We start from the raw sequence: 24,127 nt of genomic DNA on the forward strand, positions 1-24,127 counted from the left end.
CTTCTCGAGAATTTCACTACGTGCTCGTCGGCTTCATCATCCGTGCGAGACGAGCGGGCACACCGACGTAGACGCCGTATGGCTCGAGGTCCCGCACGGCCACGGCTCCCGCCCCGAGAATCGCGTGGCTTCCCACGTTCACACCGGGGAGAACTGTGGCGCCAGAACCGATCCAGGCGCCAGAACCAACGCGAATCGGCGATGTCCTGCTCGCGCCCGCGATACGAGCGCCGTCCGGAGAGATATCGTGTGTCGAGGTGATGAAACGCACATGGTCGCCAATTTGCGCCAGCTCTTCAACCACGATCACATCAGAGGCGTCTAGATAAACACTCTCGTTCAGAAACGAGCCCTCGCCAAGCGTCACGCGCGCTCTCCCAACTATTCGCACGCCCGCCCGAAGGTTCGCAGTTCGCGCGACATCTATCCCTGCTGCTCGAAGAATCCGGCCACGTAGACGATGAGGAACCGGCGGCAGCGACGCAACCCAGGTCAAAAGATCCCGCCGCAGCCAGCGTCGTGCACTACGCCTTTTTTCTATCACTCGATCTACCTCCCGCGTCATTGATGGCACGCGCGGCGGAACCGGCTATATCGAGCGCCATGCGAAATGGTCCGCGACTATGCAACCCAAAAGCCCGCCCGGATCGTCGCACGAAGTCTGCATGGTCTGACCGCCAGAACCATGAGTCGACATCGACTACGGAAGGATACAAACGCCGGAACCCTCGATCTTTCTCAGCCGGCAGGTGCCAGAGCAGGAGATCGTGTTCGTCACCGGATACGGTACGGAAGCTGTGTGCAGTCCATATTCTCCGAACAAAGGTGTCTGCCGGCGTTACCGGCGCATCTGCCAAGGCAAAGTTTAGGATGTGCTCTTCCGTCGTGAAGTGCGGACGCCCCCGCTTCCAGAGATCAAGCGAATACAACCACGCTTGATCCACCCGGTCCATAATATGATCCTTCGATGATTGGGGTATTCCGTAGAACTCTCCGCCGTAGTGAAAATCAACTTCACGCGGCTCTCCCAATCCGAGATGGATCTCGTCTGCCTCACGCGGCGAGAGCCCGTTAATCTTCGTGCCCCTGGGAGAAGGCACGGGCAAGGCCTGAATAGCACCGGGCGGGCTTAGAACATCGTCGAGTGCTCCCACGCAGAAAACGTCAGGATCGACGATCGCCAAGTAGTCAGCATCGATACTCGCGAGTACGTCGAGAAGATATAGCGACCCAAGGAAGGTCTTCGCGAATCCGGGGGGAGGAAGGTGAGCAAACGGGGCGTGCTGTATCTCGACACCAAATTTCTCTAGAAGTGACCGCCACGGTTCGTGCGGCCCCTCAGTAGTAACGAAGAGCAACTGTACGTCTGGATTCCATCGACGAATCGATGCCATAGTGACGACGGAGGAGACCAAATATGTATCGAGACTCCGACTTTTAGTGTTCGGATTCTGCGTAGGGGGCATCGGGACGTACGGAATGGCAATCTTAGGCATACGTGCGCCCCGGGTCAGCGGGCAGAGTAGCGCAAGGACTGCGCCGTGCCGGAAGCGCGCGAGTCGATATTTCGTAGTTGGCGTTCTTTTTGGCCTGTGTAAAACACTTGCACCCCAATGTATATCAAGATGATGGGAATGGCGGGGATCAGCAACCGCTGGGAGTCAAAGGTCAGGCTACCCCGCACAATCGGGAAGAGAGAGCCCACGACCAGTGCGCACAAAGACAATCCGAATACGCTGAGATTGTTCATCATGAGGTTGTCCACTATTGCGAAAGCAACTCCCAGGAACGCACAAAAGAGGACCACGCCGAAGAAGCCAAAATTCAGGTAGGGCTCACTATAGACGCCGAACGAGAAACCAATGCTCCGTGAGGCAGTGTCGGGGAAAAGGGCTTGATTGAGCAACGTGTCAACGGTCTGCGGCTTGTCCGTCCACCATGCACGGGGGATCGCTGCCCCCAGAGCACCCACGTACGTAGAACCATTCGCAAGCGGCAACTGCCCACTGCCCTGTTCGGCAACCTGGTGTGCGAAGGCGTCAATCATTGCAGTATCAAGCCCGCCGAAAAATCCATCGAGAACCTGATCGGGCGCGAGTTGCGAGAAAAATCCCGATCCTGGCGCGTCCGTAGGCATCTGTCGGAGCAACCTAGGAATAATGAAAAATAGCAGGAACGCCGGAAGTGCGGCGACGGCAACATATACCGGCTTAATCCGTCCCGGGAATATCCACACAAAACAAACGAGAAGTGTCACCGCGAGCGGGAGAAACACTGACCGACTGCCCGCGAGCAATTGGGGCCCAGTTCCGACCGCGAGGAGGGCGACCCCTAATATCGCGAGTCGTTTCCGTCCGGACTTCAATCCGTGGCAATAAATGAGGACCGACGCACCGAATGTAAATAGCAGCCCAGATGTGAAGTACCCCGACGAACTCGCCAGCGCCTGTGTAAGTTCGACAGATCTGCCGCTACTGACGGCTAACAGTCGATCGATTCCACCGAGCTGACGGACGTAAACCGAGTACAGCGCGACGCCAGCCAATATTACGATAACTACGCCTGGGGCTGCGGTCCGCCAGGCCCCACTCGACAGCGGAGAGATAGTAAAATTCGGCCGACCAGGATGCTTGAGCATGCCATAAAGCAATGATACGGTGATAAAGCCCAGCGCGGCGATGACGGCAGCCAGAATGAGCGTCGAATTGTGTTGGCCCGCGCCGAATGGATCAATGGCATTCTGAAAAATCCCGTTATATGCGGGACGAATGACGAAAAGTGCTATGTGGGAGTAGGTGAATACGGCGTAGAGTGAAAGTGGATGAAAATTTCTGCCGAGGAAGGCCACTATCGCGAGCCCAAGAGGAGCCCCGATTGCGCCCACGAGCGCCGCAACCTCGCTGGCGTTCCCCGCTGCCGTCGCCGCGCATATGAACGCTGAGAAAATGACGACCAAGAGAACAGGGACAGCTACGCCGAGACTTCGCGTGAACGCAAGCTTCGCTGTCATCGGATCGTTGCCCCCCAGGATTCATTCCCGTCGCACTCGGCGTTGACTCTACAGGCAACGGCCCGAACGGCCGTCATTGCGGCGTTACATTCCGCTCCCCCTCCGTTACTAGCGTGTCTCAAGTGCCCTCTCGGCCGCGAACCGCCGAGCGACGTGTCGAAGCTGCTGATGTGCGGCCTCCTCCGTCGAGGTCGAGGCGGCGAACCGGCCCAGCAGACACCGCCCGGGGCCGGTAGCGAGACGTCGGCAGGCGGCGATCTATTGAGGTATGGCGCTCAAAACGACGAGTGACAGATACGCGAGGTTGTACACCGAGTGAAGGATGACTGCCCCCCAAAGTCGGCCCGTTAGCAGCACGAGGAGCCCGGCGAGAGTCCCAAGAACGAGCAGCGAAACACTGTCAACGACCTCGAGGGGGGCGAATAGCAGGTGCAAAGCCATGAACCCGAACGCAGACGTGAACAACGCAGCGCACGCGCCTGCGACTGGTCCGATGGACCGCCGTAGGAGCTGGTACACGGACACGAGGACGACCGCACGGAAGAAGGACTCCTCGAGGACCGGGCCCACAAATCCCGCGGGCACCGCGGTCTGCCAGGCCCACAGCCACATCTCGCCCCTTTGGAGCTCGGGAGAGATTGGAAACGCTGTTGAATTTGCACCAGCCAGAATGCCCTGTGCAAAACGCGCTATGAGCCCGAGCCCGACCCCCCAAAGAATGTCGGTCAACCGAAACCGAAGCAGACCTGCCGGCCTACCCCTGGTGAACGCGGCGAATACTGCAATGGCGAGACCAGCCCACAGAGCAGCGCTCGAAGCAATGGGCAACTCGGGTACGAAGCGTGCCGCGACGCCCGCAGAAAACACGCCGACGCCCACCGACACTAGTGCGATCGAAAGCAAGTTCATGTCCCAGCGACGGACGGAGCTACCACCCTGCCGCCAATCAATGCGTCTACGACGACTCCGCCTGCCTGACACGTTGTCCGAGGTACCGTCTAGCCCGTGACCGGGATCGGCGGCCGCCCGCGCTTGTCGCGTAAGGTCACTATGCTGTTCGGCCACACGGTAAATCTATCCGTTACGCCACCGACACATACGTTCGCTTCGACGACCGGAGACAGCTCTGCTTCGAATACTCGCCATCTGCACCGGCAACGTTTGCAGGTCTCCTGTCGCGTCGCTTGTGTTGTCAGAGAGGCTCGCTGACCTCCCTGTATGCGTCTCAAGCGCTGGCACTCACGCTCGCGAGGGAATGCCCATGACGGAGGAAGCCATTCGGCTGGCGGTCGCCCGCGGCGTCGATCCGTCTAAGCCGCTCACGCACTCAGCGCGGCTTCTCACCCCCGAGATGTTGGACGAAGCTGATCTCATCCTCACGATGACAAGGGACCATCGCCGGCTAGCTGTAGAGCTACTTCCTGCAGCCCTCCGTCGCACCTTGACTATTCGCGAGTTCTCCCGCCTCGCCGCAGGCGCAGCAGAAGCCGAGATCCGCTCGACACCCGCTCTTGGGTCCCGTGACAATGCGGCCCGTAGCGATTTCGAATCTGCGCTCGCAATGTTGACTGCGCTTCGTGGAGTGGTCGGCAGCCCCGCCGCAGCAACCGACGACGATGTCGTCGACCCGTTTCGACGCTCTTGGACTACGTATGAGAGGTCGGCGTCCGAGCTCGACCCCGGACTGTTCGCTGTTGAGAAGTTTGTGCGGTCGGTTGCGGCATCGTTTTCTGAAAGTTAGCGAAGGCGTAGCCCGGAAGCAGACCCTGCGGCGGGCGACCGTCTGGGAGAGAGATCCATCCAGCCGCGACAATACGCCGAGAAGCGCGAAGTCAACCATTCTCTGCGCGGCATTGTCCCCGCAGCACACGGCGAACAACGGCGCGAACAGACTCTGACCGAAACGCAGGTATGGCAGACTGGCGCAGATTACTCGACCTGAGCCCCCGCAGGTCGTCAGCGCGTCCTCGAGAGGCACCATGGAGCTCAGCGACTACATCCGGACCCTTCGAAAAAATTGGGTCATCATCCTGGTGCTGACCGTCGTCGGGCTCGGAGCTAGTGGGGGGTACTCGCTGAGTCGAACCTCTATCTACGAATCCACCAGCACAGTTTTTGTGTCTACGCAGGCGGGCAGCACGGCCGCTGAGTTGCAGCAGGGCTCCAGCTTCACGCAGGCGCGTATCAATACGTACGTCGGGCTCATCACGACTCCAGTCGTCCTGAATCCTGTGATCGCCGAACTCGGTGTTGCAGAGTCTGCAGACCGCCTCGCAAGCCAAATCAAGGCTTCGGCCGCATTGAACTCGACTCTCATCACGATCACGGTGTCCGACTCGGATGCCTCACAAGCCGCACAGATTGCTAACGCAGTCGCATCGAGTCTCGCCGAAGTCGTCCCTCGACTTGAGCCCGGCAGCGAAGGCGGATCGAGCCCGGTCCGTCTGAGCACGGTTAGAGATGCGCAACCAGCTCTCTCTCCCTCGAGCCCGAACACCCCCCTCAACATTCTTCTCGGGGGGCTCCTCGGACTTGCCGTGGGCATTGCTGTGGCTGCGTTGCGCACTCGCCTTGACACTCGAATCCGCACTCCACGCGACGCTGAGGAAGTCACCGCTGCACCAGCAATCGGAGCGATCGCCTACGACGCGAAGGCAAAAGAGCGCCCGCTGATCGTGCACGCCGATCCCCTGAGCCCGCGAGCCGAGTCGTTCCGCGCCCTCCGCACGAACCTCCAGTTCCTCGACATGGGAGGTCGCGCGAGCTTTGTTGTGACCAGCTCCATCCCCAGCGAGGGAAAGTCGACAACCACGATCAACTTGGCGATCGCTCTGGCCGACGCCGGCAAGCGAGTCGCCCTGCTCGACACCGATTTGCGCAAGCCCAAGGTTGCCGAGTACCTCAGCATCGAGGGTGGCGCGGGTCTGACAGACGTTCTGATCGGTCGGGCCAAGGTCAACGAAGTGATGCTGCCCTGGGGCGGCCGCAGCCTCTACGTTCTACCGGCGGGAAAGATTCCCCCGAACCCCAGTGAGCTGCTCGGTTCAGCGCAGATGGGGACTCTGCTGAACATGTTGGAGAAAGACTTCGACGTGGTGCTCTGCGACGCTCCCCCGCTTCTGCCCGTCACCGACGCCGCCATCTTGGCGCGCGTGACCAGTGGCGCACTCATGATTGTTGCCGCCGGCAAGACGACCAAACACCAATTGACGGGCGCGACCGAAGCGTTGAGCACGGTGGGGGCCAAGCTCGCCGGGTTCGTGATGTCGATGGTCCCCACCCGTGGCCCCGATTCGTACTACTCCGCATACGGGTACGGATACGGCGCGTACGGATACACGGAGACGCCGAAGAAGCTGACTCGCGCAGAGCGGAAGCTCGCCAAGCGAAAGGTCTCGACGCCCGTGGCGGAAGAGGCCCCGGACGACGCGACGCTCGACGAACTCGGCTTCTCGCTGCGTCGTGGCACACGGGAAACGCAGCGCGAGGGCTGAGGAATACTCTTACGATCCGCCTGAGAACGCGTCCGGAGAGGCGCCCTGGTCCGCGATGAAGTCAGGTTGGCAATGAGCGCACACACACTTCCTCCTGCGATGCGAACTGCAGGGCGCATCTCGACGTGGACACTCGGAGCAGTACTCGTTCTGCTCACCCTCGCCGTGGTGTGGGTGGGCGTGCGAGGAGCAATTGCCTACGGCCACCTCGAGCGCATCCAAACCGACGGGAGCGCTGCGGCCAGCGCGGTGGCCTCCGACCCGTCTAGCGCTGCGCCGACGCTGGCTCGCCTGGCTTCTGACGCAGAGGCGGCCCACGGGCTCACCTCCGACCCCGTCTGGCAGATCGCGGAACGCACCCCGTGGATCGGTCCCCAACTCGCGGCCTTCGGCACCGTCGCTGCGGCTTCCGATGAGCTCTTGCGCAACAGCCTTCTGCCGCTCGCGGTCGCCGCGCAATCCACGTCCCTCGACAGCCTGAAGCCAGTCGATGGTCGCATCGATACCAGCGGTCTGGCGACGCTCGTCGCCCCGTCCGAGGCTGCGGCAACGTCGGCACACGAGGCTGCAGCCGCCATCGAGAACATCGATCGCACGCCCCTGATCGGCGTCGTCGGCAACGCCGTCGGACGCGCGGCAGATCTCTTCACGACAAGCTCGAACGCCCTGGACGCGCTTTCTCGAACTACGCAGCTGCTCCCCGCCATGCTGGGGGAAGAAGGACCGCGGGATTATCTGCTTCTCGTTCAGAACAACGCCGAATGGCGTTCTCTGGGGGGCATCACCGGAACAGCGATCCTCCTCCACACAGATGCAGGAGCCGTTTCACTCGTCGATACGCGCTCCGCCACCGCGCTCTCTCAGGGCATCTCCGCCCCTCTCGTGCAACTCCCGGAGGACATCCAGGCGATCTACCAGACCCGACCGGCCCGGTACTTCCACAACCTCACCCAGATTCCCGACTTCACAATCGACGGCCCCCTCGCCCGCGACATGTACAAGGCGCAGACCGGTACCGATGTCGCCGGCGTGATCGTCGTCGATCCTGTGGTGCTGTCCTATCTGCTCCAAGCCATCGGCCCGGTCACCGTTGCGGACGGACAACAGCTCACCGCAGACAACGCCGTTCCGATGCTTCTCAACCAGGTTTACGAGCGGTACTCCGCACCCACAGCTCAGGATGCGTTCTTCGCCAGCGCCACCGGCGCCGTCTTCCAAGCGCTGTTGAAGGGCCAGGGATCGACGGCAGGAATGCTCACGGCGCTCGCGCGAGCAACCGAAGAACATCGAGTGTTGATGTGGGCGGCGAACCCCGACGAGCAGTCGGTTGTGGCAGGGACGACGCTCGCCGGAGAGCTCCCGATAACGGACGAACACACGGCCCGCTTCGGCGTTTACCTGAACGATGGCACCGGCTCGAAGATGAGCTACTACGTCAAGCCCGACGTCTCACTGAGCTGGGACCACTGTCAACAAACGGGCGAGAAGTCGCCCCGCCAGCTGACCCTTACTCTCGCCCTCGGCAACAGTGCACCGGAGGATGCGCAGACCTCCTTGCCCCCGTACATCACCGGAAACGGCGTATACGGCGTCGCGCCAGGCTCGGCATCCGTCGTCAGCAACATCTACCTGCCGCAGGGGTACGAACTCGTTTCCGCATCAGCGTCCAACGGAAGCCCGTACGAGGAGGGAACGCTCGACGGACGGCGCGTCCTCACCTTCGGCGTGAACCTGGACCCGCAGGCCTCCGCCAGCGTCACCGTCGTCGTCAAGGCGACCACCTCCGCGACCGAAGCGGAGGCCCTTGTCACTCCCACCGCCGATGCGTCGCTCGATCCGACGGTCTTCGGGGTCTGCAACAATGCGTCGGCGCCCGCGTTGGAATGACGCGCGTCTGGCTGCGTAAATGCGCCTCCCACTGCGCGTCAGCGTAAATTTACGTAGTCGAAACCTTCACAGTTTGCAACCGAGCCAATGCCTAGGTAATACTCAGGAAGGGTCTCAGTACCGCCCACCGCTTCATTGTTGTCCTTCCCCTTGCAGCTTCATCGGGATAGCACGGACGCGGACCACCACCTCCCGGTAGCCCGGATTCGAAAGCAGGCACTCATGAAGCTCTCCCTCAAGAAGGCTGGCGTCTCCGCCGCCCTCGCCGGCGCGCTGCTGTTCGCAGCTCCCGCCGTGGCTCAGGCATACGTCCCCACCGCTCCCGGCACGCAGACCGTGACGATCACCAACAACGGCCCGGTCACGTTCAACGTGGCTCCCGGCGCCACCGTCACCTTCGTGCTCGTCGGCTACAACGCCAACCAGGCCGGCCTCGCCACCGCGAACCTGCCCGTCAGCTCGAAGTCGATCACGAAGGTCGCCGACGCCTCTGGCAACGCCACCGCGAACGTCACGCTCCCCGCTGACGCCCGCGGCACCTACACGCTGTCGGCAACGCCCGCCGGCGGCACCGCCGGCGGCTCCGGAAACAACGCGGGCGGCTCCACCGGTCTCCCCGCGACCGGCTTCGACGCCAGCTCGATGCTCGGCCTCTGGGTCGGCGGCGGCGCACTCGCGCTGGCCGGCGGCACGATCGCCGTGGCCACCACGGTTCGTCGCAACCGCGCCGACAGCAAGGCCTGAGGCACCACGCGTCCCCGAGGGGCGTCGTCGACTCCGGTCGGCGGCGCCCCTTCTTCGTTCGCACCGGTCGGCTGCGCCGACGGCACCTGGCATCCGTCCCCTCCGTCAACCCTCCGCTCCCCCACGTCGCGCGCGGTTGACTCGACGCATGGACACCACCACCACCGCCCCTCTCGACAACGACGGGCGCGACGCCGACACCCCGCCGACGCTGCCCTTCGTGCACATGTGGACGGGGCTCGACGGCAAGAGCCGGCTCGACGAATCGGTGATGCGCGGCTTCGGGCTCCAGAGCGTGGGCGGCGGAGCCGACCCGCAGTGGATGCGCCCGTTCCCCGGGGAGGTATCGGCGGTGCTGTTCGCGGCGCTCCCGGTGGGGTGGGTGGGGCAATGGCATCCGTCGCCTCATCCTCAGTGGGTGATTCCGCTGCGCGGACGCTGGTTCCTCGAGACGCAGGACGGCTCGCGCGTCGAGATGGGCCCCGGCGACATCCATTTCGGGCAGGACCTCGAGACTCACGACGTCGACGGGACCGAGGGTCATCTCTCGGGCACCGTGGGAGATGAGCCGTGCCTGCAGGTGCTCATCCAGTTCGCGTCCTCGCCGGCCGCGCCGACGCCCCACCCGTTCGGCTGAGCCCGTCAACCCGGCTCGCCCCATCGCAGGCACACGTTTGACTAAGATCATGCCCCGTATTCCTCTCGACGGTCAGCTCCTGCAGCGTCCTCGTTCCCCCGAGCCGGTCCGGATCGCTCCGCCCCGCGTCTGGGACGAACGTCTCGCCGCCGTGCTGCCGCGCACCGCGCGCCTGCTCTCGCTCTACGCCGACGCCACGTGGGCCGAAGGACCGGTGTGGTGGCCCGAGGAGCGCTCCGTGATCTTCAGCGACGTGATCGGCCGCCGCACCCTCGCGTGGCGCGAGGACGGGAGCATCGTCACGGTGCGTGACCGGTCGAACTTCGCCAACGGAAACGCCATCGACGCTCAGGGACGGCTCGTGCAGGCCGAGCACGGGCGCCGAGGTATCAGCCGCACCGACGAGAACGGCACTCGACTGCTGGTCGACGCCTTCGAGGGCGAACCGCTCAACTCGCCCAACGACCTGGTCGTGGCATCCGACGGCGGGATCTGGTTCACCGACCCCACCTACGGGATCTCGGATCCGCGCGAGGGGTACCCCGCCGACCCCGCGCTCCCCCACCAGAGCGTCTACCGCTGGCGCGACGGCGACGGGCTCCAGCGCATGATCGACCTCGACCAACCCAACGGCCTCGCCTTCAGCCGCGATGAGAAGACGCTGTACGTGGCCGAGTCGAACGCCGAGCGGCTGCCCCGCATCGTCGCCTGCGACTGGGACGGTGAGACGCTCGGCGCCCCGCGCACCTTCGCGACGGTGGATGCCGGCATCCCCGACGGCTTCGTCGTCGACAGCCGCGACTGGCTCTGGATCTCGAGTGAGGCGGGCGTCGTCATCGTCGACGAGACGGGAGCGCGCCTGGGCGTCATCCCCACCCCGCACGTCGTGAGCAACTGCACGTTCGACGCCGATGAGAAGCGCCTGTTCATCACGGGCGACAGCGACCTGTGGATGGTGGAACTCTCGTGACCGACGTCGAGATGGCGCGCATTCCGGCCGGACGCGTGTTGCGCGGAGACCTGCAGGGTGCGGAGCGACGAGAGATCGTCGTCGACGCCTTCGAGATCGGCGTCTACCCGATCACCGAGGAGCAGCTGGCCGAGCTGCTCGGCATCCCGTCGCGCTTTCCCCGGCGACCGGCGACGCAGGTGAGCTGGCTGCGGGCGATCCGGCTCTGCAACGCGCTCAGCGAGTGGGAGGGGCTCGATCCCGTCTACTCGTTCGACGGGGAGGTCGTCACGCGGGATTTCGACTCCGACGGCTTCCGCCTGCCCACCGAAGACGAGTGGGAGTACGCCTGCCGCGCGGGATCGACAGCGTCGGCCTACGGACCCGTGCGCGAGGTGGCGTGGACGGCCGCGGACGGCCTGCGATTTCCCGCCGAGGTCGGAGGACGGATGCCGAACCTGCACGGACTCTTCGACACTCTCGGAAACGTGTGGGAGTGGTGCGCCGACCTGTACGACCCCGAAGGGGAGAGCGATGCACGAGTGTTCCGCGGTGGCGGGTGGTCGGATGCGCCGGCGCAGGTGCGAGCGACGGCCCGGCGGGGCGGGCGTCAGCGCGACGCGTTCGACGACGTCGGGGTGCGGGTCGCGCGCGGCTGACGCATGGGAGGCACCGAGCTAACCCTCATGCGCCAGCACACGCTCACGCGTAGATCGCGTCACGAAGCTCGGCGACTCGCTCTAACGCTGTGTTGTTCAACCCAAGAAGCAGACGTTGCGCATCTGCACAAGCGAACTTGTACGTTTCTGGGGTCGAGCAGATGGAAGCAATTGTCTGAGCCCACTCGTCTGGCCTGTTCGCGGGGAGCACCCACCTCTCCATCCCCAGCTCCCGGTAGAAGGTCGAAATCCCCGATAGGTCGCTCACCAGGGTGGGGCGTCCACGTTTGAGACCTTCCATGGCCGCGAGCCCTAGCGCGTCGGCCGAAGACGGCAGGACCACTATCGCGCTGGTAGCAATGAATTGGGCGACCGTAGGGTGCGGCACGTTCGGGAAGATGGACAACATCGCTCTCTCACCGGGCTGCATGTCAGCGAGTAGTTGTGCCTCGGTCTGGGAGTCGGCCCCGACCACAACGAACTGATAAGGCTGAACCGGCAGGCGGTGGTCTGCCAAAATGCGTACGGTCTCTCGCGCAATGTTCAGACCCTTGACGTCGCCGTCGTCGAGCCTCCCGCTTAGAAGGATCTTGTAGACGGGATCGTTGATGGGGTGGGGAAGTGGCTCATCCGCTGAGGCTCGATCGATCTCATGCTTTGTTAGAACGGGAAAGACGAAGCTTTTGAGGCTCCGCTCATCGAGACCATTCTCGATGTCAGGAAGGAAGTCGGAAGCGGAGTTGCCAACGAAGATCACCAGGTCTGCAGCCGACATCAACTCACGCTCCCGCGACAGCTTGCGCAGCGCCTTCTCTCCCTCACCGGGCTTGGACCGAGCGGCCGCTGTCTGCGTCGGGGACATATGGACCATATGCATCCGACGCATGATCGTAGCCGCCGCACTCGGAGCATGTTGCGACGAATTGAACTCGCTCTGGACGAGCTGGGCTTCTTCGCCGGAGAACCGGGTGTGCCCAATCACCCAAACCAACGTGTCGGGCTGACGGGCATCTTCCAAGATTTCGCGGAATCTCGATGAGAACGCGTAGCACTCATGATCGCCCAACTCGTAGCCCGACGGCTTCCGAAGGAGGACATTCCACGCTTCTACGTCCGACTCCGGTCGCGAAGCTCCGGAGGACTCTTCGGGGTCGTCGACTGTCTGATTGAAGGCTTCCACGAGCAACGAACTCGCAGTTGCAACACCGCCGTTGACACCTGCCGGGCCGTCGATCATGGAGAACACGCGAAGGCGACGTGGTCGATCCGCCGTCCGCGGAAGCCGCAACTCCGACGCCGTCGACTGAGCCACAGTGCTGTCCGATCGACCCCGCGACAGCGTGATCAGCACCGGTTTGTGCGGCTGCGGACTAGCCGATATCCGGTAGCGGGAGCCCTGCGTAAGACGAAGACGCTCGAAGGCTTCTGCGACAAAGGGTCCGCCGACCGTGAGGTTCGACGTGAGTGTCATCGTCGCGTGTTCCTGATGCATTCCAGGTTCGGATACCGTCAGGTTGATCTCATCACCCGCGCTCAGTCCAAGTTGCTTGGCAAAACGCGTGCCTACATATATGCGCGCGCCGTCCCAGTAGGACGACGTGATCACATGCTCGTACTCGAACTCGTCGCGTCCTTGCGCAGCTTCGCGCACCTCAGCACGATCTTCCCCAGAAGTCACAAATTCCCCCACTGATCAAACTGACATTCGCACAAACATAGCGAACGCGACAGTGATGAGTGATTGATTACCTGTCGGTGGTGATCGACTCGGTCAGCTCGTCGAGGAACGCGACGATCGTATCGAGCTCGGCGTCGTCGAAGCGCCCCGCGACCTCGCGCATGGCGCCCAGGTGCACGCCGAAGTGCCGGAAGAACTCGCGCCGCGACTTCTGCGTCAGCACGACGACGCGCGCCCGACCGTCGGAGGGGTGCGGCAGGCGCTCGAGGTGACCCGACGCGACGAGGCGGTCGATGAGCTTCGTCGTCGACGCGGTCGAGATGCGCAGATGGGTGGCCACGTCGTGCGGGCTGACCATCTGACCCCGGTACTCGCGGATGGTCAGCATGCGCAGCGTCGCGAGATCGCTGGCATTCATCTCCATCTCGCCTTTCATGCCGGAATGCATGCGGTCGAGGGCGTCGCTGAGCGTCTGAACAGCGCGTAATGTGTCGGTCACGGCAGGCCTCGTATCAGAGGCCGACACGGCTTTCGTCACGGTGGACACCCCCTTTCGGCGTCGGTATAGTCAAGGCTACATCGCTAGCTAAACTAGCAAACGGGAGGCACGATGAGCGAGACCGAATACGTCGTCCTCCTGGACGACTTCGGCAACGAGATCGGCACGGCGCCCAAGGCTACCGTGCACGACACCGATACCCCTCTGCACCTGGCCTTCTCGTGCCACGTCGTCAACCCCGCGGGCGAAGTTCTCGTCACGCGTCGCGCCCTGCACAAGAAGACCTGGCCCGGCGTCTGGACCAACTCGTTCTGCGGTCACCCCGGCCCCGCCGAGCCCGCGCTGTCGGCGGTCCATCGCCGCGCCGAGTTCGAGGTGGGCCTGGTCATCCGCGACCTCGAGCTGGCGCTGCCGACCTTCCGCTACCGCGCGGTCGACGCGAGCGGCATCGTCGAGCACGAGATCTGCCCCGTCTACGTCGCCCGGGCCGACGTCGACCCTCAGCCCAACCCCGACGAGGTCGCCGAGTACCGCTGGGTCGACCCGCTCGAACTCGCGGCCTCTCTCGAATCCACGCCCTGGGCGTTCAGCCCGTGGCTCGTGCTGCAGGCGCAGCAGCTCCACCTCTTCCAGACCCCTGAACCGGTGAGGCGCGCCTCGTGATCAGTCTCGACTCCTCGCCCGTCGCCCGCCAGGGCATCGAACGCGAGATCGACGGCGCGCTCTCGCGCCTGCAGCGTCGCGCCACCAACCTCGGCGACGGCGCCCGGTACCTGGCATCCGCTATCCGTCGGGCGACAGAGGGCGGCAAGCGTTTCCGCCCGCTGCTCGTCGCCTCGGCCTTCCAGACGCTCGGCGGCGACGACGACCACCGCATCGGGGTCTACCAGGTGGCCGCGGCCTTCGAGCTGCTGCACACCGCCTTCGTCATTCACGACGACGTGATCGATCACGACACCGAGCGCCGCGGCCTGCCCAATGTGGCGGGCGAGTTCCGCGACCGGGCGGCGAAGAAGGGCGCGGATGCCGCGGGCTCGGCCCTGCTCGGAGACGCCGCCGCCATCCTCGCCGGTGACCTGCTGCTGCACGAGGCCGGACGCATGATCGCGCTGGCACAGCTCCCCGACCACATGCGTCACGCGCTGCTCGAGATGCTCGACGACGCCGTCCTGATCTCGGCCATGGGCGAACTGTCCGACGTCGAGCACTCCGTCTCGTCCGGCGAAGTCGACGCGGAGGCGATCCTGCGCACCACGCGCGATAAGACCGCCGCATATTCGTTCTCGGCCCCGCTGCAGGCCGGGGCCGTCATGGCCGGAGCGCCTACCCCCTCGATCTACGCGCTCGAGCGCTTCGGCCAGAAGCTGGGTCTTGCCTATCAGCTCGTCGACGATCTGATCGGCGCGTTCGGTTCGTCGTCGCTTTCGGGGAAAGAAGAGGGCTGCGACCTGCGCGAGGCGAAGAAGACGCACCTCATCTCGCTCGCGCGCCAGTCACCCTACTGGCCCGAGGTCAGCGAGGCTCTCGCCCAGGCCCACACCGGTCCGATCGCCGTGCGCGCCGCTCAAGACGCCCTCGCGCTGTCCGGTGCCCGCGCCGACCTCGAGTGCCTCATCTTCGACACCCTCGAAGACACGCTCGGCATCATCGAGGCGTCGACCCTGCCCGACGCCTGCCGGAACATGCTCCGCGGTCTCGTGCGCGCCGTTCAGGAGCGCATTCCGTGAGTCATGCGCCCACGGGCCTCGAACTGTACTCACGAACGGCGGACGACGCCGCCGCCGCCGTGATCAACCGCTACTCCACCTCGTTCGGGATCGCGGCGCGGCTGCTCGGGCCTCGTCCCCGCCCGCACGTGCGCAACATCTACGCCCTCGTCCGCGTCGCCGACGAGATCGTCGACGGACCCGCGCACGACGCCGGACTCAGCCCCGAGCGGGAGCGCGCGGTGCTCGACGGCCTCGAGAACGAGGTTCGGGATGCCATCGCCACCGGATTCAGCGCCAACCTCGTCGTGCACGCCTTCGCGCGGACGGCGCGGGAGTGCGGCATCACCGACGAACTGATCGCCCCGTTCTTCGCATCGATGCGCACCGACCTCGACACCGCGGCACACGACGACCTGTCGCACGACGCCTACGTCTACGGTTCGGCCGAGGTCGTCGGGCTCATGTGCCTCCAGGTGTTCCTCAACGCCGGTATGTCGGCCCCCGCGAAGCCCGCCGCCGATCTGGTCGACGGCGCCCGACGCCTGGGCGCGGCCTTCCAAGACGTCAACTTCCTCCGCGACCTGGCCGACGACGCCGACCGTCTCGGCCGCGACTACCTCGACGGCGCGGCCGACGACGAACGGCGTATCGCGGTGCTCGACCGGATCGACGCCGACCTCGCCGCCGCGGCATCCGTCATCCCCCACCTGCCGCCCGACTGCCGCGCCGCCGTCACGACGGCCCACGACCTGTTCGCCGAGCTGTCTCGACGCCTTCGCTCCTCCCCCGCCGGCGCCCCGCGCGTCCGCGTCCCCGACGGTGTCAAAGCCACCCTCGCCGCCCGCGCCCTCCTGGGCCGCCCCCCGAAAGGTTCACGCCCATGAGCGCCCAGCGCATCGTCGTCGTCGGAGGCGGGATCGCCGGTCTCGGTACCGCTGCCCTGCTGGCCGACCGCGGACACGACGTCCACCTGTTCGAGGCGCGCGACGCCCTCGGCGGCCGCGCGGGCTCGTGGGAGAAGGACGGCTTCCGTTTCGACACCGGGCCCAGCTGGTACCTCATGCCCGAGGTGTTCGACCACTTCTTCCGCCTGCTCGGAACGAGCGCCGACGAGCAGCTCGACCTCGTCCGCCTCGACCCGGCCTACCGTGTGTACGGTCCTCCCGGAAAGGGCGAGCCGATCGACATCGTCTCGGGCCGCGAGGCCGTGCGGGCGTTGTTCGAGGAGCACGAGCCCGGATCGGGTGCCAACCTCGAGGCGTACCTCGACTCGGCGAAGGACGCCTACGAACTGTCGACGTCGAAGTTCCTCTACGATCCCTACTCGTCGACCAAGGGCCTGCGTGACCCCGCGCTCGTCAAGCGCCTCCCCACCCTCATCCCGCTGCTCACCCGAACCCTGTGGAAGCGCGTCACCACCGACTTCACAAACACGCGGCTGCAGCAGATCCTCGCCTACCCCGCGGTGTTCCTCGGCGGGTCGCCCTTCGAGGTGCCGAGCCTGTACCACCTGATGAGCCACCTCGACCTGGGCGACGGCGTGCTGTACCCCAAGGGCGGCATGACCGAGATCATCACGGCCATCGAGAAGCTCGCGCGCGAACGCGGCGTGACGATCGAGACCTCGGCCCCCGTCGAGGCGATCATCACCGAGTCGGGCACGGCGCGCGGCGTGCGCCTCGCCGACGGGCGCGTGATCGCCGCGGATGCCGTGGTCTCGGGCGCCGACCTGCACCACACCGAGAACGACCTCCTCGAGGCGAAGGACCGCCAGTATCCCGAGAAGTGGTGGAAGGACAAGGTGCCGAGCCCCGGCGCCCTGCTGCTGCTGCTCGGGGTGAAGGGAGAGCTGCCGCAGCTCACCCACCACACGCTGCTGTTCACCGACGACTGGCACACGAACTTCGACGCGATCTTCGGCGAGAACAAGCGCATTCCCGACCCCGCGTCGATCTACATCTGCCGACCCAGCGCCTCGGACGACTCCGTCGCGCCGGAGGGGCACGAGAACCTCTTCGTGCTCGTCCCCGTGCCCGCCGACCCCGACAGTGGGCGCGGAGGCGTCTCGGGCGCCGGCGACGAGCGCATCGAGAAGGCCGCCGACCGTGTCATCGCCCAGATCGGCGAGTGGACCGGCATCCCGGATCTGGCCGACCGGATCGTCGTGCGCAAGACGATCGCGCCCGAAGACTTCAAGGAAGACCTGCACGCCTGGCACGGCAACTCGCTGGGACTCGCGCACACGCTGAACCAGAGCGCGATCTTCCGCCCCAAGAACCGCTCCCGCAAGGTCGACAACCTGTACTACGCGGGCACCTCGGTGCTGCCGGGCATCGGTCTGCCGATGTGCCTCATCTCGGCCGAGCTCGTGGTCAAACGTCTGACGGGCGACACCACGGCCGGTCCCCTGGCGGAACCCGCGCGCGCGGCGGTCTGACGTGCCCGGGATCTACCTGGGCGCGATCGTCTTCTCGCTGGTCGGCATGATGCTGATCGATTGGAAGTACTCGCTCGCGCTGCGGGTCGCTCCATGGCGCACCGCTCTCGCCGTGGTGGCGGGGACGGTGTTCTTCCTCGTGTGGGATCTCGTCGGGATCGTGACGGGCGTGTTCGTGAAGGGCGAGAGCCCGCTGTTCGTCGGAATCGTGCTCGCGCCGCACCTGCCGCTGGAAGAAGTGTTCTTCCTCCTGTTTCTGAGCTACCTGGCGGTCGTCATGTTCGCGGTGTTCGAACGGCGGGCGGCGGCTCGGCGCTCCGGCGCCGCAGCGGTCGAGAGGCGGCTCGAGTGACCTACCCACTCATCGTGCTGCCGTTCGTCGTGGTAACCGTCATCGTCACCCTCGCGACGGTGAAGCGGCCGCGGTTCCGAGAGCGCATGGCATCCTCGGGCCTCACCGCCCTCGTGCTGGTGGGCCTCACCCTCGTGTTCGACAACCTCATGATCGCCGTCGACCTGTTCTCGTACCCTCAGGAGCACCTGAGCGGCCTCAAGATCGGTCTGGCACCGATCGAAGACTTCGCCTATCCCCTGTGCGCGGCGTTCCTGCTGCCGGCGCTCTCCACGCTCTTCGCTCCCCTCCCCTCGAAGGACACCGCATGACCGCCCCCGCCGCCCTCACCCCCGGCCGCGTGCTGAGGGAGCTGTTCGTGTCGTCGCGACCGGTCAGCTGGATCAACACCGCGTTTCCCTTCGCCGCCGCCTACCTGCTGACCACCCGGACGATCGATGCGCCGCTGATCATCGGCATCCTGTTCTTCCTCGTGCCCTACAACCTCGCGATGTACGGCGTGAACGACGTGTTCGACTACGAATCCGACCTGCGGAACCCTCGCAAGGGCGGCACGCACGGCGCCGTGCTCGACAAGCGGATGCACACGATCACGCTGTGGGCCTCGGCGCTGACCTGCCTGCCGTTCGTCGTGTACCTCGTGGTGATCGGGTCGCCGCTGTCGTGGCTCGTGCTGGCGGTGAGCCTGTTCTTCGTCGTGTTCTACTCGGCGCCGCCGCTGCGACTCAAGGAGCGGCCGTTCGCCGACTCGATGACGAGCAGCATCCACTTCTTCTCGCCCGCCGTGTACGGGCTCGTACTGGCCGGGGCGGTGTGGACGCCGCAGCTCGTGTTCGTGCTGGTGGCCTTCGCGCTGTGGGGCGTCGCCTCGCACGCTTTCGGTGCCGTGCAGGACGTCGAGGCCGACCGTGCCGCCGACATCTCGTCGATCGCGACCGCCCGCGGGGCCCGTTGGACCGTGCGCTTCGCCCTCGTCGCGTACGCCCTCGCCGGGGTGGCCATGCTGTTCACCGCGTGGCCCGGACCGCTGGCCGCCGCACTGGTGGTGCCGTATCTCGTCGTCTGCTGGCCGTACCGCAACGTCACGGACGCCGACAGCGACCGCGCAACCGCCGGTTGGAACCGCTTCCTGTGGCTGAATCAGATCGCCGGCTTCGGCACGACGATGCTGCTGATCTGGTGGTGGTTCCTGACCGCGTGAGCGGGGGCGCGGGCGCGGGGGCGCGGGGGCGCGTGAGCGGGGCGCGGGCGCGGGGGCGCGTGAGCGGGGCGCGGGCGCGGGGGCGCGTGAGCGGGGGCGGCGGGGCGGTGTGGTGTGCGCGAGGGCGGTGCGGTCCGCACGGCGGGCGGGCGCCGGCATCCGGTGTTCCCCCGTTGAGTGTCCAAAACACCCGGACGAATTTCGAAACCGTCCGGGTGTTTTGGACACTCAACAGCGATCACGCGGGGTGCGCGGTGGCACGGTGCACGGTGCACGGTGCGGGCGGGATGCCGGCACCCCGCCGATGAGTGTCCAAGGCGGTACCCGGAGGACTCCCGGGCGGCGGGATTCGCACGGCGGGCGGGCGCCGGCATCCGGTGTTCCCCCCGTTGAGTGTCCAAAACACCCGGACGAAATCTGAAACAGTCCGGGTGTTTTGGACACTCAACAGCGATCACGCGGGCTGCGCGACGGCACGGTCGTGGGCACGGCGCGGGACCGGATGCCAGCACCCCGGCGTTGAGTATCCAAGACACGCCGGGTGCGGGGCGAGGCATACGGCGTGTTTGGACACTCAACGGAGCGACGACTGCGGGACCCGCGCCCCGCGCGCGGCCTGCGCGAAACGACGACGCCCGCGCCCCGCGAAGATGCGGGACGCGGGCGTCGAGGGGTCGGTCAGCCGGCGGGCGTGGCCGAGGGGGCGGGGGTCGGCGAGGTGGTCGCCGTACCGCCCTGGCCCTGCGACTCGAGGTCGAGCAGGCGTTGGACGGCCGCGGTAAGACGGGCGTCCTGCGTGGCGAACCCGGCGAGGTCACCGCTCGTGAGGGCCGCCTGTCGCGCGGTCAACGCATCGCGTGCCTCCTGCAGCGCCGCGGCGTAGTCGCCGGTCGGCGCCGGGGTGCCCGACGATCCGCCCGTGCCGCTGTTCTGATCGGTCGGGGTGACGGTCTCGTCTCCGGTATTGGCTCCGGAATCACCGCCGAACAGGGTGTCGAGCGCTTCACTCAGCGTGTTCTCGAACGCGATCTTGTTGCCGAAGGCCACAAGCACACGTCGGAGCTGCGGGAGCTTGGTGTCACCCGACGACTGCACGTACACGGGCTGCACGTACAGCAGACCGCCACCCACCGGGAGGGTCAGCAGGTTGCCGTTGAGCACCTGCGACTGCCCCTGTTTCAAGATGTTGATCTGCGACGACACGTTCGTATCGGAGTCGAAGGTGTTCTGCACCTGGCCGGGGCCGGGAACCGTGGTCGACGCGTCAATCACGAGCATGCGGAGCTTGCCGTAGTCGTCGCGTTTGACGCCTTGCTGACCACCCGCGTCGGAGTCGACGGCGAGATAGCCCGTCAGAACGTTTCTGGCCTGACCGCCCTGAGATGCCGGGATGAAGCTCGTGAACATCGAGTACGTCGGGTCTTGCTGACTCGGCATCTTCATCGTCAGGTAGTAGGGCGGCTGGAAGGTCGCCGGGTCCTGCGGGTCGTTCGGCGTGGTCCACCGGTTGTCCTGACGGTAGAACGACGTCGCATCGTCGACGTGGTAGACGCCAAGCATCGAGCGCTGAACCTTCATCAGGTCGGTCGGGTAGCGCACGTGGCTCATCAGGTCGGCCGACATCTCGGACCACGGCTTGACCGTCGACGGGTAGATGTTCTGCCACGCCTGGAGCAGCGGGTCCTGGTCGTCCCACGCGTAGAGCGTCACCGAGCCGTCGTAGGCGTCGACCGTGGCCTTGACCGAGTTGCGGATGTAGTTGATGTCATCCAGCGCGTAGGTCGGGGCCGGGTTGTTCGAGTCGGCGATCGCGCGCGAGAGCGAGACGCCGGACGAGTACGGGTAGTTCGCGCTCGTCGTGTAGCCGTCGATGACCCACTTGATGCGTCCGTCGACGACCGTGGGGTACGGGTCGCTGTCGAGCGTCAGGTACGGTGCGACCTTCTGCACGCGGTCTTTGGGGTTGCGGTCATAGAGGATCTGCGAGTCGGCGTTGACGCTGTCGGAGAACAGGATCTGCTCGGACTGGAACTTCAGCGCGTAGATGAGGCGATTGAACACGTTGCCGACGCTCGGTCCGCCGTTGCCGGTGAAGGTCGTGCGGGTCTCGGTGCCGCCGTCCGCACCCAGCGGGTAGTCGAGCTCGATCGGATCGGTGCTCTCGGGCGCGCCGACGATCGAGTACTGCGGCGAGCTCTCCCCGAAGTACACGCGCGGCTCGTACTTCAGATCGGTGAGGAAGCCCGTGCCCGGGATCGCCTGCTCGAGGAAGACCGGGTCGCCGTCGGCGGTGCGCTCGTTACCGGCGGCGGCGACCATGCCGTAGCCGTGGGTGTAGACGAGAGTCGTGTTCTGCCACGAGGCCGCGTCGCCGAGCTGACCGATGTTGAGCTCGCGCAGCGACACCACCGTGTCTTGCGTCTGGCCGTTGATCGTGTAGCGGTCGACGTCGAGGGGGGTTTTGAACTGGTAGTAGGCGCGGTACTGCTCGAGCTGACGCACGGTCGGGCCGATGATCGCGGGGTCCATGATGCGCAGCTGCGCGGTGGACTCGGCGTCGTTGCGCAGCTGCCCCGCCTGCGCGGTCGTCGTCGCCTGGAAGTTCTCTTTCTCGATGTTGTCGAGGCCGTAGGCGGCCTTCGTCCCGTCGAGGTTGCGCTGGTAGTACTGGCTCTCGAGGGCGAGTTCGTTCGGGCGCACCTGGAAAGTGGTCACGGCCCACGGGATGGCCGCTCCGACGACGATCGCCGAGACGACGAGCAGCGCGGTACCGATCAGCGGGTAGCGCCAGCGGCCGAGGAACGCGGTGACGAAGAACGCGAGCGCGACGATGACGGCCGCGATCGCGAGGATCGTCTGGCCGGGGATGACGGCGTTGGTGCCGACGTAGCCGGGGCCGGTGATGCGCTCCGACGGCTCGACGAGCGTCCGGAAACGGTCGAGCCACAGGCTCGCACCCTGCAGGAGCAGGTAGAGACCGGCGAGGATCGCGAGCTGGATGCGCGCGGCCTTCGAGATGCGCAGCTCTCGCTGCCCCACCCGCACCGAGCCGTAGAGGTACGAGACCACACCGGTGAGCAGGAGGCACACCAGCACCACCGCGGACGCGAACCCGAGGGCGGCCGCGTAGAACGGCATCCCGAACAGGTAGAAACCGGTGTCGAGACCGAACTGGGGGTCGGTGGTGGAGGTGGAGACGCCGTTGAACCACAGCCACGTGGTCTCCCACTGGGCGGAGGCCGCGAAGCCGGCGAAGAAGCCGAAGAAGATCGGAATGCCCCACATCGCGAGGCGCCGCAGCGGCTCGACGACCTCCTGGTAGCGGTCGAGCTGCGAGCTCAGACGCGCGTACACCGGACGAAGCCGGTAAGCGAGCTGGATGACGCCCCACACGGGCACCGCCATCGCGAGGAAGCCCACCACGAACATCACGCTGCGGCCGATCCACTGGGTGGTCAGCACGGTGGTGAAGCCCAGCTGGTCGAACCACAGCCAGTCGGAGTACAGGTTCGCGAAGACGAAGAACGCCACGACGAGCGCCGCGATCACCGCCAGAGTGATCGAGATGATCCGTCGAGAGCGGTTAGCGGGCGTGGCCTGATTCGGCGCCGAGGTCGTGGTCACCCGTCCATCCTAGGCGCGCCCTGCCGGGGGTTCGCCGTGAAAGGACGATCACGAAGTACACGTCGGCAGGGCGTCGAGATCGCCCCCGTCGCGGATGGTCTCGAGCACGGTGAGCGACTGCTTCAGCGTGGAGGTCGAGAACACCCGGATGCCGTCGGGAACGTGTCCCACGACCTCGTTGCAGTTCGCCTCGGGGGCGAGGAACCAGGTGGCCCCGGCATCCCGTGCTCCGTAGAGCTTCTGACGGATGCCGCCGATCGGGCCCACGTTTCCGTCGGCGTCGATCGTGCCGGTGCCGGCGATGTGCTGACCCCCGGTGAGGTCGCCGGGCGACATCTTGTCGATGATCCCGAGCGCGAACATCATGCCGGCACTGGGACCGCCGACGTCGTTGAGCTGGATCTTCACATCGACGGGGAGGTCGAACGTCATCATCAGCCCCACGCCCAGCAGGTACTGCGCCTGGCCGTCCACCTCGGTCTGCCGGGGAGTGATCTGGACCGTGGATGCCGTGCCGTCGCGCTCGTAACCGACGGTGACCGCCTGACCGGCGGCCTTCTGCACCGCGGCGCGGACGTCGTCGATGCTCGAGACGGCGGTCCCGTCGACCGAGGTGAGGACGTCGTTCTGCTGCAGCTTGTCTTTCGCGGCTCCGGAATCGTCGATCGTGCCGACCGCGATCTGCTGAGGAACGTCGTAACCGAGCTCCCGGAGGGCAGCCGCACTCGCCTCGAGCTGCGAGTCGGTCATGAGGGCGGCGTTCTCGGTGTTGCGCTGCTCGGTGCTCTGCCCCGCGGGGAAGATGCGGTCGATCGGCACGACCGCCCGAGAGCGGTCGAACCAGGCCGAGGCGAGCTCGATCCACGAGGGGGTGTGCTCGCGGTTACCGCTGACCTGCACGGTGAGCAGGTCGAGCTGACCGGTGCTCGTGGAGTCCTTCTCGTCACCCTCGGGGACCGAGATGAGCGGGACCTGCTGGCCGTCGGCGGAGGCCGTGGTGCCGAGCGTGTTGTACACCGGGCCCGGCTGCTGGATGACGTAGGCCGAGGGCAGGAACGTCATGACGAACAGCACGATCACCGCGACCGTGAGGGACCAGACACCTACGACGGTGCCGCGCCGCCACCGCTGGCGCGGGGCGGGCACGACGGAGACGTTCTCATCGAACAGGGTCACGGTCTCAATCCTTTGCCGGGTCGTTCGCGCGCGGCGTAAGCGGCGCGATGCCGAGCCGACTGATGCGGGGA

At 65.6% G+C, this 24,127-nt stretch carries 22 protein-coding genes; 14 read left to right on the top strand and 8 right to left on the bottom strand.

What is annotated here, in order from left to right; genetic code table 11:
* Nucleotides 1-16: 16 nt before the first annotated feature.
* The 4 genes from NE358_RS09835 to NE358_RS09850 form a co-directional block, all read right to left on the bottom strand.
* Entirely contained in the window at nucleotides 17-367 is a 351-nt protein-coding gene (locus NE358_RS09835; protein ID WP_289938051.1) for an acyltransferase, read from the bottom strand.
* A gap of 157 nt (nucleotides 368-524) precedes the next feature.
* Complete coding sequence (locus NE358_RS09840) at nucleotides 525-1,184, bottom strand: hypothetical protein (protein WP_289938052.1); 660 nt, start codon at nucleotides 1,182-1,184, stop codon at nucleotides 525-527.
* Nucleotides 1,185-1,510: 326 nt separating this feature from the next.
* The gene (locus NE358_RS09845) at nucleotides 1,511-2,848 is read right to left on the bottom strand and encodes an O-antigen polymerase (RefSeq protein ID WP_435302724.1); all 1,338 of its coding nucleotides are present in this window, start codon (nucleotides 2,846-2,848) and stop codon (nucleotides 1,511-1,513) included.
* 420 nt (nucleotides 2,849-3,268) lie between these two features.
* The gene (locus NE358_RS09850) at nucleotides 3,269-3,919 is read right to left on the bottom strand and encodes a CPBP family glutamic-type intramembrane protease (RefSeq protein WP_353853271.1); all 651 of its coding nucleotides are present in this window, start codon (nucleotides 3,917-3,919) and stop codon (nucleotides 3,269-3,271) included.
* 235 nt (nucleotides 3,920-4,154) lie between these two features.
* On the opposite strand from NE358_RS09850, the gene NE358_RS09855 reads away from it, so the two are divergent.
* The 7 genes from NE358_RS09855 to NE358_RS09885 all read left to right on the top strand — a co-directional run bounded on the left by NE358_RS09855 (nucleotide 4,155) and on the right by NE358_RS09885 (nucleotide 11,380).
* Nucleotides 4,155-4,751: an arsenate reductase/protein-tyrosine-phosphatase family protein gene (locus NE358_RS09855; protein WP_289942608.1), complete on the top strand. Its 597-nt coding sequence runs from the start codon at nucleotides 4,155-4,157 to the stop codon at nucleotides 4,749-4,751.
* 238 nt (nucleotides 4,752-4,989) lie between these two features.
* A complete protein-coding gene (locus NE358_RS09860; protein ID WP_289938057.1) occupies nucleotides 4,990-6,504 on the top strand; it encodes a tyrosine-protein kinase domain-containing protein in 1,515 nt (504 codons plus the stop codon).
* A 168-nt stretch (nucleotides 6,505-6,672) separates the two neighbouring features.
* Nucleotides 6,673-8,391 (top strand): DUF4012 domain-containing protein, encoded by a 1,719-nt coding sequence (locus NE358_RS09865; RefSeq protein WP_289938060.1) that lies wholly within the window; start codon nucleotides 6,673-6,675, stop codon nucleotides 8,389-8,391.
* A 222-nt stretch (nucleotides 8,392-8,613) separates the two neighbouring features.
* Nucleotides 8,614-9,135 carry an LPXTG cell wall anchor domain-containing protein gene (locus NE358_RS09870; protein WP_103208681.1) on the top strand — a complete coding sequence of 174 codons (522 nt, stop codon included), beginning with the start codon at nucleotides 8,614-8,616 and terminating at the stop codon, nucleotides 9,133-9,135.
* 148 nt (nucleotides 9,136-9,283) lie between these two features.
* The gene (locus NE358_RS09875) at nucleotides 9,284-9,772 is read left to right on the top strand and encodes a cupin domain-containing protein (RefSeq protein ID WP_116239994.1); all 489 of its coding nucleotides are present in this window, start codon (nucleotides 9,284-9,286) and stop codon (nucleotides 9,770-9,772) included.
* A gap of 49 nt (nucleotides 9,773-9,821) precedes the next feature.
* Nucleotides 9,822-10,742 carry an SMP-30/gluconolactonase/LRE family protein gene (locus tag NE358_RS09880; RefSeq protein ID WP_103208676.1) on the top strand — a complete coding sequence of 307 codons (921 nt, stop codon included), beginning with the start codon at nucleotides 9,822-9,824 and terminating at the stop codon, nucleotides 10,740-10,742.
* A complete protein-coding gene (locus NE358_RS09885; RefSeq protein ID WP_289938070.1) occupies nucleotides 10,739-11,380 on the top strand; it encodes a formylglycine-generating enzyme family protein in 642 nt (213 codons plus the stop codon). The genes NE358_RS09880 and NE358_RS09885 overlap by 4 nt, the downstream gene beginning before the upstream one ends.
* 43 nt (nucleotides 11,381-11,423) lie before the next feature.
* Here the strand turns inward: NE358_RS09885 and NE358_RS09890 are convergent, their stop codons facing one another.
* Together NE358_RS09890 and NE358_RS09895 are read right to left on the bottom strand one after the other, a co-directional pair.
* Entirely contained in the window at nucleotides 11,424-13,031 is a 1,608-nt protein-coding gene (locus tag NE358_RS09890; RefSeq protein WP_289938072.1) for a glycosyltransferase family 4 protein, read from the bottom strand.
* Nucleotides 13,032-13,125: 94 nt separating this feature from the next.
* Nucleotides 13,126-13,557 carry a MarR family winged helix-turn-helix transcriptional regulator gene (locus NE358_RS09895; RefSeq protein ID WP_289938074.1) on the bottom strand — a complete coding sequence of 144 codons (432 nt, stop codon included), beginning with the start codon at nucleotides 13,555-13,557 and terminating at the stop codon, nucleotides 13,126-13,128.
* 111 nt (nucleotides 13,558-13,668) lie between these two features.
* Between NE358_RS09895 and idi the strand changes: the two genes are divergently transcribed.
* The 7 genes from idi to NE358_RS09930 are packed head-to-tail and all read left to right on the top strand — an operon-like array spanning nucleotide 13,669 to nucleotide 19,256.
* Nucleotides 13,669-14,220, top strand: coding sequence for an isopentenyl-diphosphate Delta-isomerase (gene idi, locus NE358_RS09900; protein ID WP_289938076.1), 552 nt, complete (start codon nucleotides 13,669-13,671; stop codon nucleotides 14,218-14,220).
* The gene (locus NE358_RS09905) at nucleotides 14,217-15,284 is read left to right on the top strand and encodes a polyprenyl synthetase family protein (protein WP_289938078.1); all 1,068 of its coding nucleotides are present in this window, start codon (nucleotides 14,217-14,219) and stop codon (nucleotides 15,282-15,284) included. The genes idi and NE358_RS09905 overlap by 4 nt, the downstream gene beginning before the upstream one ends.
* The gene (locus NE358_RS09910; RefSeq protein ID WP_103208667.1) at nucleotides 15,281-16,150 is read left to right on the top strand and encodes a phytoene/squalene synthase family protein; all 870 of its coding nucleotides are present in this window, start codon (nucleotides 15,281-15,283) and stop codon (nucleotides 16,148-16,150) included. Before NE358_RS09905 ends, NE358_RS09910 begins: the two co-directional genes overlap by 4 nt.
* Entirely contained in the window at nucleotides 16,147-17,703 is a 1,557-nt protein-coding gene (gene crtI, locus NE358_RS09915) for a phytoene desaturase family protein (RefSeq protein ID WP_116239998.1), read from the top strand. The genes NE358_RS09910 and crtI overlap by 4 nt, the downstream gene beginning before the upstream one ends.
* 1 nt (nucleotide 17,704) lies before the next feature.
* Nucleotides 17,705-18,055 carry a lycopene cyclase domain-containing protein gene (locus NE358_RS09920; protein WP_289938085.1) on the top strand — a complete coding sequence of 117 codons (351 nt, stop codon included), beginning with the start codon at nucleotides 17,705-17,707 and terminating at the stop codon, nucleotides 18,053-18,055.
* A complete protein-coding gene (locus tag NE358_RS09925; RefSeq protein ID WP_103208659.1) occupies nucleotides 18,052-18,366 on the top strand; it encodes a lycopene cyclase domain-containing protein in 315 nt (104 codons plus the stop codon). The genes NE358_RS09920 and NE358_RS09925 overlap by 4 nt, the downstream gene beginning before the upstream one ends.
* Nucleotides 18,363-19,256, top strand: coding sequence for a prenyltransferase (locus tag NE358_RS09930; protein ID WP_103208656.1), 894 nt, complete (start codon nucleotides 18,363-18,365; stop codon nucleotides 19,254-19,256). Before NE358_RS09925 ends, NE358_RS09930 begins: the two co-directional genes overlap by 4 nt.
* 678 nt (nucleotides 19,257-19,934) lie before the next feature.
* Here the strand turns inward: NE358_RS09930 and NE358_RS09935 are convergent.
* Entirely contained in the window at nucleotides 19,935-22,880 is a 2,946-nt protein-coding gene (locus NE358_RS09935; RefSeq protein WP_103210875.1) for a UPF0182 family membrane protein, read from the bottom strand.
* A 48-nt stretch (nucleotides 22,881-22,928) separates the two neighbouring features.
* Nucleotides 22,929-24,056: a YlbL family protein gene (locus NE358_RS09940; protein WP_141377328.1), complete on the bottom strand. Its 1,128-nt coding sequence runs from the start codon at nucleotides 24,054-24,056 to the stop codon at nucleotides 22,929-22,931.
* Nucleotides 24,057-24,127: the final 71 nt, after the last annotated feature.

The sequence above is a fragment of the Sphingomonas sp. G5 genome (genome assembly GCF_052660795.1).